At 42.2% G+C, this 10961-nt stretch carries 9 protein-coding genes; 2 read left to right on the top strand and 7 right to left on the bottom strand.

The features are described from left to right. Nucleotides 1-73 precede the first annotated feature (73 nt). Both rfbF and Q0241_RS12575 read right to left on the bottom strand, forming a co-directional pair. Nucleotides 74-847, bottom strand: a complete 774-nt coding sequence (gene rfbF / locus Q0241_RS12580) for a glucose-1-phosphate cytidylyltransferase (RefSeq protein ID WP_299377909.1) — start codon at nucleotides 845-847, stop codon at nucleotides 74-76. Nucleotides 848-877: 30 nt separating this feature from the next. Beyond that, entirely contained in the window at nucleotides 878-1783 is a 906-nt protein-coding gene (locus Q0241_RS12575) for a glycosyltransferase family 2 protein (protein ID WP_299377908.1), read from the bottom strand. A gap of 161 nt (nucleotides 1784-1944) precedes the next feature. On the opposite strand from Q0241_RS12575, the gene Q0241_RS12570 reads away from it, so the two are divergent. Then, on the top strand, nucleotides 1945-2523 hold the full coding sequence (locus Q0241_RS12570) for a hypothetical protein (RefSeq protein WP_299377907.1): 579 nt from the start codon (nucleotides 1945-1947) through the stop codon (nucleotides 2521-2523). A gap of 320 nt (nucleotides 2524-2843) precedes the next feature. Here the strand turns inward: Q0241_RS12570 and Q0241_RS12565 are convergent, their stop codons facing one another. Then, nucleotides 2844-4370: a glycosyltransferase family 39 protein gene (locus Q0241_RS12565; protein WP_299377910.1), complete on the bottom strand. Its 1527-nt coding sequence runs from the start codon at nucleotides 4368-4370 to the stop codon at nucleotides 2844-2846. A 181-nt stretch (nucleotides 4371-4551) separates the two neighbouring features. Between Q0241_RS12565 and Q0241_RS12560 the strand changes: the two genes are divergently transcribed. Then, on the top strand, nucleotides 4552-5541 hold the full coding sequence (locus Q0241_RS12560) for a glycosyltransferase family 2 protein (protein WP_299377905.1): 990 nt from the start codon (nucleotides 4552-4554) through the stop codon (nucleotides 5539-5541). A 14-nt stretch (nucleotides 5542-5555) separates the two neighbouring features. Here Q0241_RS12560 and Q0241_RS12555 read toward each other — a convergent pair whose 3' ends face one another. The 4 genes from Q0241_RS12555 to putA form a co-directional block, all read right to left on the bottom strand. Beyond that, nucleotides 5556-5840 (bottom strand): hypothetical protein, encoded by a 285-nt coding sequence (locus tag Q0241_RS12555; RefSeq protein ID WP_299377903.1) that lies wholly within the window; start codon nucleotides 5838-5840, stop codon nucleotides 5556-5558. Between the two features lie 308 nt (nucleotides 5841-6148). Further along, a complete protein-coding gene (locus Q0241_RS12550) occupies nucleotides 6149-6892 on the bottom strand; it encodes a class I SAM-dependent methyltransferase (protein WP_299377900.1) in 744 nt (247 codons plus the stop codon). A gap of 122 nt (nucleotides 6893-7014) precedes the next feature. Next, nucleotides 7015-7521 carry a hypothetical protein gene (locus Q0241_RS12545; RefSeq protein ID WP_299377897.1) on the bottom strand — a complete coding sequence of 169 codons (507 nt, stop codon included), beginning with the start codon at nucleotides 7519-7521 and terminating at the stop codon, nucleotides 7015-7017. A 152-nt stretch (nucleotides 7522-7673) separates the two neighbouring features. Further along, complete coding sequence (gene putA / locus Q0241_RS12540; RefSeq protein ID WP_299377894.1) at nucleotides 7674-10811, bottom strand: bifunctional proline dehydrogenase/L-glutamate gamma-semialdehyde dehydrogenase PutA; 3138 nt, start codon at nucleotides 10809-10811, stop codon at nucleotides 7674-7676. Between the last annotated feature and the right edge of the window lie 150 nt (nucleotides 10812-10961).

The raw sequence follows: 10961 nt of genomic DNA, 5'->3' as shown, positions 1-10961 counted from the left end.
CGCCCTTAAAACCTGTATGACCAGTCAGTAAAACCCGCCGACCACGCCAGAAATCAGGATCAAACTTCATGATTTACCCCCAGGTTTTCCAGGGCGCGTTTCCACTTGCCCACATTGCTTCGAGTTCATTTTTCTCGCGCAGGGTATCCATAGGCTGCCAAAAATCTTCATGGAAAAAAGCGGTTAATTCACCGCTGGTTGCCAAGGCTGTCAGGGGTTCTTTTTCCCAGATTGTTTGATCGTTATCAATAAGATCAATAACCGATGGTTCACAGACAAAATAACCTGCGTTGATCCGTCCGCGCTCCCCTTGTGGCTTTTCGGCGAAAGCTGAAATTCCGTCCCCTTCGATTACCGCGGCTCCAAACCGACCCGGCGGAGACACAACAGTCATTGTTGCTTTACGTCCAGCTTTCTTATGTGCCTCTATTGAGGCGCGAACATCCACATTTCCAACACCATCACCATAGGTCAGACAAAAAGGTTCATCAGGATTTAAGTAAGGCGAAATTCTTTTGACACGTCCACCAGTTTGCGTGTGGGGTCCCGTATCAACCAATGTTATTTTCCACGATTCAGCTTTCGACGCGTGATATTCTAGCTGATTATTTTCCAGATCAATCGTTACGTCCGCGTTATGCAGGAAATAGTTCGCGAAATATTCTTTGATTACATACCCTTTGTAGCCGAGGCAGATAATGAATTCATTGATACCGTGGCTACTATAGATTTTCATAATATGCCACAAAATCGGCATGCCACCGATTTCAACCATCGGCTTTGGCTTAAGGTGTGTTTCTTCTGAAATCCGGCTCCCGAGCCCACCCGCGAGAAGTACTGCTTTCATTATTAATACCCTTTTTATTCTATGGCGGCTTTATTCTACTGCGGCCGGAAGAACTGATGCCCGTTTTCCCAACAAAAATCCAATCGCACCAGAAAAGCGAGCAGCATCACGCCACGCTTTGCTGCGTTTTAACACCAGCGCGTATCCCAAAGCTTTGAACGCATAACGACAAGCATACTTTAGCGCCAGACTTCGCGCAGCGGACATGCCGCGATGTTTTTTTTCAAAATAAAATCTAGACCAGGAAATGTGCCAAAATTTTTCCCAGTAATACGCCCTGTTTGGTCGCACCGACCCACCACCGATATGCGTAATCACTGCATCAGGCACATGAACGATACCGTAACCAGCCTTACGAAGACGCATACAAATATCATCATCTTCGTAATAAAGGAAAATTTCCCGATCGAAAAAATTAACCGCGCGACCAGCATCCATGCGCAATAACATAACTGCCCCGGTCACAAAATCAGCGCTTAAAGGGCCTTCAGGATGGATTTCGCCAACACGTTTACCCAAGGCGCCTCTGTTAAACAAATTCACATCATGCGAAAGTTCAACTGACCCGTCTGGATTAAGAATAGCTGGTCCAAATAATCCTGCATCCGGGAACTGATCTGCGGCTTCGATTAATTTAATGATTGCATCTTCACTAAGAATTGAATCAGGGTTAACAAGCAATGCAAATTCAGTTTCCACATTGTGCAAACCGCAATTCATACCATTACCGTACCCCAGCCCCACTTCATTCAGGATTAACCGAGCCTGAGGTGCGACTGCCCGAACGATATCAAGTGTGTCATCGCTTGATGCATTATCAACAACAATTAACGGCATCTGGGAAGGTACCGTTTTCAACATGTTACCGATGACTTCACCACCATTATGAGTAACCGTTAAAACAGTTACTCTCGACCAGATATCTTTGGGCGTCATTTCAAAGTTTTTCCACAAAAAAGATTTCGCACAATTTAGAAACCTTCCCTTGTGATAGCAAGAATTATTCCGTGTTCAATATAGCTATGGATAACAAAATAACGTATAGGTAGATCTTAGGAAAAGAGCTTTGGTAACCTATAAACACGGAATTTATCAGATTGAGTAACGATCCATTGGAGCGCGTCCGTTCCGAACTTATCGAGAATGAACAACTGATTTGGGCGGATCGCCCAGTAAGCGAGCGTTTTTACAGAAAGAAAATCAAAGCAGCAATTGCCGGAAAAGTCATAATCGGTTTGATCGTTTTATGGATACTAGGCGTCATATACACAAGCTTCTCCAGTGGGAATTTACCCGCACTCGCACTCGTCTTTTTTGCGTTACCGCTTCTTTTCATCGCCCGAAAGCTCTTGAATAAACCAGCTGAAGCCAGACAGCGTGCAGAACAAACTTACTACGCGATTACGGACAAGCGATTATTGATTATCAACGATTACAAAGACAAATCTGTTGAAAGTTATGATCTGGATAAATTGGAATTTGTAGAAAATGCCGAAAACAAAGACGGCACTGGGAATGTCTATTTCACAAAAACATTAATAACGACCATTTCCAACAATGACCGAGATGGACGTTCATCAAGAAACAAGTCCGTACACGAAGTGAAAAAGGGCTTTAAGGGAATTTACGACGCTGAGAATGTTACAGCAGCAATTAATAAGCAGAGAACATCATAATTCTTGCATTATTTCTTACCTAAAAATGCAACCTAATCATTTCAGCAAGCATACCAATAGCTCCATCTCCTTTCGCAACCTCCAAAAGAATAGTCTGCTTTTGTCACTAGTCTCTCTCTATCAAAGTATTCAAAAAAACTACGGCTCACCACTAGTACTATTAAGGACGAGCTAATGCCATCCTCATGGCCAATATCGTTAACCAATTACCCATTGAGTCCGGCAAAACAATCTTATTTTTCACATGGGGCTAGCCGACAATAAAGCAGCCCGAAGACAATCCAATTTAAGCGAATTGAAGTGCAGAGCAAGCTAACGGCTCACTGTTGTTTGTTATTATTTTCCCAGAGATTAAAGCGGTCTGTTTGAAGAATTTTTTCATAATTCTCAATAAGATAATTATTTACGTCAAGATGATTTTGTAAAATTTTCTGACTATCTAACCCATGACCAGTTACCCACGGCGTAGCGTCATTTTTTTGTACAACAAAATACTTTGGCGGAGATCGCTTTAATCTATCCAATAAGTCACTGGTATAGCGTCCATCATAAAAATTAACCGAAAACGGCCATATATAAGGATAGCGGTATTTTGGAGGGGTCTCTTGTAAAAAATACAATCCTGTTTCATAGCCCCAAATAAATATATCTTCATCTGGCTGACGAATTTCAGACAACATATTGCTAAATTTTAACGTGTCAGGAAAGCTGTAATCCGCATTTATATCATATCTATTGAAACGAGTTTCTAATGGTGTTTTTTCGAAAGCATCTCGAAGGGAGAAAGTATTTATTCTAAGAGTACCTGTATCTAAAATAACAATAACGACGAGAACGAAAGATGATATCAGGTAGTTAAAATTAATATTGAAACGTTTTTTGATAATGATCAAAACTTCATTAACTGCGTAACCAAAGAATAATGAATAACCAAATAAAATCGGAATAAAATGGTATATGAATCCCTTCCCCTGTACATAACCAGATAGACCACCACATAGCGTTAGTATGATAGCAGTAACATGGAGTGTGTTGGTCTTTTGCCGAAAAAATCCTGCAACAACCATTCCGGCCCCAAAAAGGACTAGGGTACCATTAACTATTGAATGACCTAAAGCAATCGTCACAGGAGCACTCAAGAGGTGCAACATACTGCCATTGTAATTTAAATAACCTCGTAAAAAGTTTTGTATTTCAATAAAAGGTACAAAACTATCTGTGGCTAAAAGTATGATAATGATGAAGCATAAAAAGACGCCCCCCCCGACTATAAACCAAAAAAGATCTCTCCAATAGAATTGAATACTATCTTCCTTAACAAGAAGCGGTGTAAAAACTAATATTCCTGTAACAGCAATTGTGTATTTATAGCTAAATCCTATTCCAATGAAGACACCAGCAAGGAAGATAAAAATAAATCTCTTATAGCTAACGCTATATTTCCAGCTAACAGTGAGAAAAAAAAAGCAAATAATTATGCATATTATTGCCCACTCATCTGTTTGAGCATGTTCCCAATATGTCAAAGAATAATACATAGAGGAAAAACCAACCGAAGCACCAAGTGCTATTATTTTTTCGTACCCCAACCTTAAAATTGACGAAGTCAAACACGCCATGCCAAGCATTACGAATAACATGTCAAGATATCTAATCGAAAAAATAGAGTGTCCAAAGATTTCTAACGCAAGCCAATGCATAGCTGTCGTCATAGGTGGTTTAATATTAAAAACATCAAGGTATGTCGTTAAACCACTTTGTAACGAAAAAGCAATAGTTGCATGAATCCCCTGATCTCGTCCAAAAGGTTCGGACAATGTATAAGCACCAATAATAATTGGAATCATACTAGACAATAAACATACCGCTATGTGGGAATGATCATTTGATCTAACCTGCAAGAAATTTATTCTCCGTTAATCAGCACTGATATAGAATTTTCATAAATCTTCTTAGCGTGAACTATATAGTGTTGATTATGAAAGTATAATTAATCCTATATGTTATAGCGGAACTCTAAGCGACTTAATGGCAAATTATTTTCCTGGGTTATTACTAATGGACTCCCAATACCAACTTATATCTATTGTCGTTCCCTTTTTAAACGAACAAGATACGCTAGAGACTTTAAGTAAAAAAGTCGATAAAGCCTTTACTATATTAGATATCTCGTATGAAATTATCTTTGTTGATGATGGCAGTACAGATAACGGCGCTAAGATTATTGAGAAATTAAGTAAAAAAAATGACCGTGTTCGTTTGATTCGCTTTACAAGAAATTTTGGAAAGGCTGCTGCAATTTCTGCTGGATTTCTCGAAGCGAAGGGGCAAGTCATCATTACAATGGATGCTGATTTACAAGATGATCCTGCTGAGATACCAAATTTCCTTAACAAAATTTCTGAAGGATATGATTATGTATCTGGTTGGAAAAAGAGTCGCCAAGATCCTTTGGGGAAAAAGATACCATCGAAAGTATTTAACTGGATGACTTCAAAGTTATTCGACATTAAAATTCATGATATTAACTGCGGCTTTAAAGCCTATAGCAAAAGAGCAGCTGGGCACCTTAATCTTTATGGCGAAATGCATCGTTTTACACCTGCGATCCTTCATTCCGCGGGTTACAGGGGAACAGAGATTTCTGTTCATCATAACCCTAGGGAACATGGAGTTTCTAAGTATGGAACAGAGAGGATAATTAAAGGGTTACTTGATATGTTTACTGTCAAGATGATGACAACGTATAACGCAAGACCACTCCATTTTTTTGCTATGTTTGGTTTACCCCTTTGTATCTTAGGAGCATCCTTTATCATTTATCTTACTGTTCTTTGGTTTTTAGGTATGGGGCCGATTGGGGATCGACCATTACTTTTAATTGGAATTTTATTGTTTGTGACGGGCACACAGGTTTTAAGTGTAGGATTTGTAGCTGAGTTACTTCAATCGACACGTATTAATGAGCAACAAAAATATGTGATAGATCGCATTGTTGAAAAAGGGCAATACCGTTGAAATTATTCAAAAACTTATCTGCTCCTCTTTTTTAAAGACAACCTAAGATTGTATAGTATTAATACCAAAGTTGCTGCCATAACAATAAAAATTGAGAAAGAACCAACCCTTATTGCTTCAAAAGCCATTAGCAACGAAGCTATCGCTCGTAATAGAAAAAAGTAGGGCGAAACAACAGGTTTTCCTGCCTGACGAGTTTCCCAAGCTTGTAAAACCCAAGAACCAAAGAAAATGCCACCACCTATTAAACCAATAATTTCGTTACTATACAGCTGCTGCAACAGCTCCCATAAAGGCATTCTTTAATTCTCCATATTTAGCTATCGTAGTGCCCATATATATTCTATTATTGTTTTGCCTTGAGCTATCATTTTTAAGGTTAGGGTAGCTGTATTATCGTGATTTTGTTTTGTTCAAATGAACGGAAATCCATACTACATTCTTTTGATACGCCTAAATAAAGTTTCCTTTGCGGAGGTAGCTTTATTCATGTCGAATTGACGTTGGAGAATTTAAACCCAAATCAAAAAGACTAAACGTATAGAAGCCTCTTAGGCCCCATAATTATATGAAATTTTCCTACGAATTTTCTTTAAACTTCATTTGTTTAATTATGATATGGCTTACGTGCAAATAAATAAATTGTCATACCATAAGGGCATGATATTCCTTTTCCTGCAAGGTACGCCTCGACGGACATAATCTTACCAAAAGTCAGGTCAACCACATAAGGTAAAGATGATTTTTGTTTAATAGGCATTGAGCCCTGCTCTGTGGTTTTGTTCTTCGCGTTATAACAAAGTCGAGCGATCGCTGCTAAAGGGAAAAGAGCCGTCATAAAATAACCGCTCCTGACAAGTTCAAGATTAGACGGAAGCAATTTTAAAAGACGTGATCGCGTGTAACGTCGAAAGTGATGATTAGCAATATCGTGAGGGCCCCAAAGCCACGAATATGCGGGTACAGACAAAAGCAATAAACCACCTGGCATCAAATGATCAACCAACCATTGTAAAGCCAATTTATCATCCTTGATATGTTCGAGAACTTCCAGTCCAACTATAGCGCTATAATTCTCTTCAATCTTGTCGTTGGGGATCGCTGATGTGTACAGATTTCTTACAGGCTTCTGCTGAATTAAAGGCCACGATTCAGGGGCAACATCTATCGCATCAACCGGGCCATATTTTGATAATTTTTCAATAGCATGTCCACTGCCTGCACCAATTTCCAGTAATGGTCCCTCAACAATGGGGGTATTTTTCAACAATGAATCCATTAGCTCTATTCGACTTCTATTAAGCCAATTTGGACTTTCGCTATAAAGTAAATCACGAGCTGCTTTTTCCATAAGCCGAATACCTTCTTTTGTGGTCAGGTCTCCCCCTAACCAATGCCTCATTTACTATAATTTTACCCAAATAAACTTTTAGGAATAATGAATAGATGCATTTAGATTTATTGCTGTTTGACCTACTCCCCTGAAATGTTCCTGATTTTAAGCATCACAGTCTCGACATTCCCACCTTCCGATATACCGAATACCCACTCATTAACACCCGAAAAAAAAATATCATCGTATCCGTCAGCTCCTCTGGTTAATTTTGGTTCACCGAGCTTATCTAAAGGAAAGGATTTGTATTCAATTGGTTTGGATGATTCGAGGAAAAACACCAACCGTTTAGATGTCAAAACATAAACCAGCCGGCGGCCCAAATAATAGATCCAACAAAACCTGAGGATAACACTCCCTATCGCAACGATAAGAATAATGTTTAAAATCGTCGACAGACTGAAAAAAATAAAAGCCATAACATTCAATAAAACGGCGAGAATTGCAGCAAACAAGAAGAGCTTTGTAGTCGGAGATCTATATTCCTGATGCCAAACATGGGAAAATCGGGGTTGAGCAAACCAGAGGGGCTTCTCATCCGCACGAATAGCAGCTTGTACAAACTCTGTCAGGTCATCTTCATGCAAATTGCGTATCCGTTTCTTCATGCGCCATCAGTGAAAAGCAACACCAAGATAGTTCATAAGATACGTAAGGCAATAAAAAACCCGGCAGCCATCCAGATAAGGACAACAACCGGGTTCTTTAATTTTCACGAACAAAAATCAGCCCATAAAAATCATAGTGTCATGAGCGAGGTATTTCCGCCTGCTGCTGTTGTATCAATCGAGATAGAATGTTCCGTTGCAAAACGGTGGAGGTACCGGGGACCACCCGCTTTGGGTCCTGTTCCAGACAATCCCATGCCGCCAAAGGGCTGCACCCCGACAATCGCCCCAATCTGGTTACGATTTACATAGGTATTCCCAACCCGAACACGGCGCGCAATGTAATCCACGGTTTCATCGATACGACTATGGATACCCAGTGTCAGTCCAAAGCCAGAGTTATTAATCTGATCAATAATACTATCCAGCTCCGAAGCCTTATAGCGAATAACGTGTAGGACCGGACCGAAGACTTCCTTTTTCAACATATGTAGCCCCTCTATTTCAAAGGCAACTGGTGCGACAAATGTCCCGTTCGATATACCGGATGGAAGAGGAAGTTCGCGTATAACCTTTGCTTCCGTTTTCATACGAGAAATATGGGCATTTAGCATTGCTGCAGCGTCTTCATCAATCACAGGTCCGACATCAGTCGAAAGCTGAGATGAATCCCCTATCGTCAATTCATCCATTGCCCCGGCAAGCATGGCGAGGATTTTATCCGCCACATCCTCTTGTAAGAAAAGAACACGCAGAGCAGAACAGCGTTGTCCCGCAGATTGGAACGAAGATGCCAGCACATCCCGCACAATCTGTTCAGGTAATGCGGTTGAATCCACAATCATAGCATTCTGACCACCGGTCTCGGCAATAAGCGGAACGATTTCCCCTTCACGCGCAGCCAGAGCCCGCTGGATAAGTTTGGCCGTTTCTGTTGATCCGGTAAAGGCGACGCCTTTGATGCGATCATCTGATAAAAGCGGCCCAGCCACAGTCGGCCCATCCCCGGGCAAAAGATGCAAGACATCACCCGGAACACCTGCTTGATGAAAAAGCTTCACAGCTTTAACAGCCACAAGACTTGTTTGTTCAGCCGGTTTTGCAATCACCGCATTCCCCGCAGCCAAGGCCGCAGATACCTGCCCCAAGAAGATTGCCAAAGGAAAATTCCAAGGACTAATGCAAAGGAAAACACCCCGCCCATGCATGGACAATTCGTTTCGCTCGCCCGTTGGTCCAGGCATCACAAGCGGATCGCCAAAATCCTGACGGCACTTCACCGCATAATAACGACAAAAATCGACTGCTTCGCGAATTTCGGCAATAGCATCAGCCGTAGTTTTGCCCGCTTCTCGCATGCACAAGGCGATGAATTCCGCTGTATTTTCTTCCAGCAAGTCTGCCATACGTTCCAAGCAGTCACCCCGAACCGTTGCCGGGGTCTGATCCCATCCCCACCAAGCACGATCGGCACGGGCCAAAGCATTCTCGGCCTGTTCAGTAGCAGCCCAAGCAATTTCGCCAACATTGTTCCGACGATCACTTGGTGATGTTACAGCGTGCATTATCCCCACCTGTTCGGCACCACCAATAATCGGAGCACCTTGCCAACCTTCGTTCGCAAATTTGCGGACTTCTGTTCCAAGTTTGGACAATTGGACCGCATCAGAAAGATCAAGACCTTTTGAATTGTGACGCTCTGTGCCAAACATGTGTAATGGCAAAGGAATTTGTGGATGCGGAATGTTAAACAGGCCACGCGCCTTTAGAATAGGATCTGCAATGATCTCGTCTATTGGCAGCTTTTCATCCTGAATTCGGTTCACAAAAGATGAATTTGCCCCGTTTTCCAATAATCTTCGAACAAGATAAGCCAACAGATCTTCGTGGCTACCAACAGGTGCATATATTCTGACCGGGTGTCCCTTGCCAGCCGAACCAACCACTTGATCATACAGTGCTTCGCCCATGCCATGCAGTCGTTGGAATTCAAAATCCTGTTCTGGCCCCGCCATCTCCATAATGGAAGCAATGGTATGCGCATTATGAGATGCAAATTGCGGATAAAAAGCTTCGGGGTCGGCCAGCATCTTGCGGGCACAAGCCAGATAAGACACATCCGTAGAAACCTTGCGGGTATAGACGGGGTAACCCTCTTGTCCCTCTTCCTGCGCAACTTTAATCTCGGTATCCCAATAAGCGCCCTTAACCAGGCGGACCATCAAACGTCGTCCATGACGGTGTGCCATATCAGCAAGCCAGTCGATCACAAATGGGGCACGTTTCTGATAGGCCTGTACCGCCAATCCAAGCCCATTCCACCCGTTGAGATCAGGGTCGCCGGAAACAGCCTCAAGAACATCTAACGAAATTTCAAGACGATCAGCTTCTTCTGCATCAACAGTTAAACCAATGTCATATTTCTTGGCATCCAAGGCCAGCTCTTTCAGGCGTGGGACAACTTCGCTCATGACACGGCTACGATGGGAAAATTCATACCGAGGATGGATCGCAGATAATTTGATAGAAATACCCGGAGAATTGATAGGGCCTCTTCCTGCCGCTGCTTTTCCAATTCCAGCAATGGCAGCACGATAGGCTTCGAAATAACGATCGGCATCAGGCATCGTACGTGCGCCTTCGCCAAGCATATCGTAAGAATAGCGATAGCCTTTTTTCTCGTCGTCAATAGCGCGGTTCAAAGCCTCTTTGATACCGCGTCCCATGACAAACTGACGGCCCAAAATTTTCATTGCCTGTCGTACAGCCTTACGAATAACAGGCTCTCCGCTTTTTTGAACCATTCTTTGTAACAGGCCAGAAAAATCGTTGCTTTCTTCCTTTTTGATCTTCACCACACGGCCCGTTAGCATCAACGCCCATGTAGACGCATTCACGAACAGGGAATCACTGTGACCCAGGTGTGCCTCCCAATCAGCCGAAGAAAGCTTGTCCCGTATCAGTTTATCGATTGTTTCGCTATCGGGAACCCGAAGCAATGCCTCGGCCAGACACATCAAGACAACGCCTTCTTTTGACGACAGTTCAAATTCGTGCATGAAGGCGTCGATGCCCCCTTGTCCTACACGCGATTTTCGAACTTCCTTCACTAGATCACGCGCACGAGCCGAAATCCTGTCCAGTGCATCACTTGGTAAATCAAGCGCATTAACCAAGTCGGTTACCGCTTGCGTTTCATCCATACGATAAGCAAGACGCAAGGCCTCCATTAAAGGCGTAGCATGAGCCAGTTCTTTATCGATAATCATGTCAGTAAATCCCAGATACCGCGTTCAGGCGCGTATTTCGTATTCATATCTATGAGTAATATACACTAACACTAGCGATATATGCTGCCAAATTCACAAAATATACAATATTATCTCTAGTAAATTTCCTATTTACTAGTTATATAATCT

Source organism: uncultured Kiloniella sp., from assembly GCF_937128705.1.
Lineage (GTDB): Bacteria > Pseudomonadota > Alphaproteobacteria > Kiloniellales > Kiloniellaceae > Kiloniella.
This window is presented reverse-complemented; position numbering and strand designations above follow the sequence as displayed.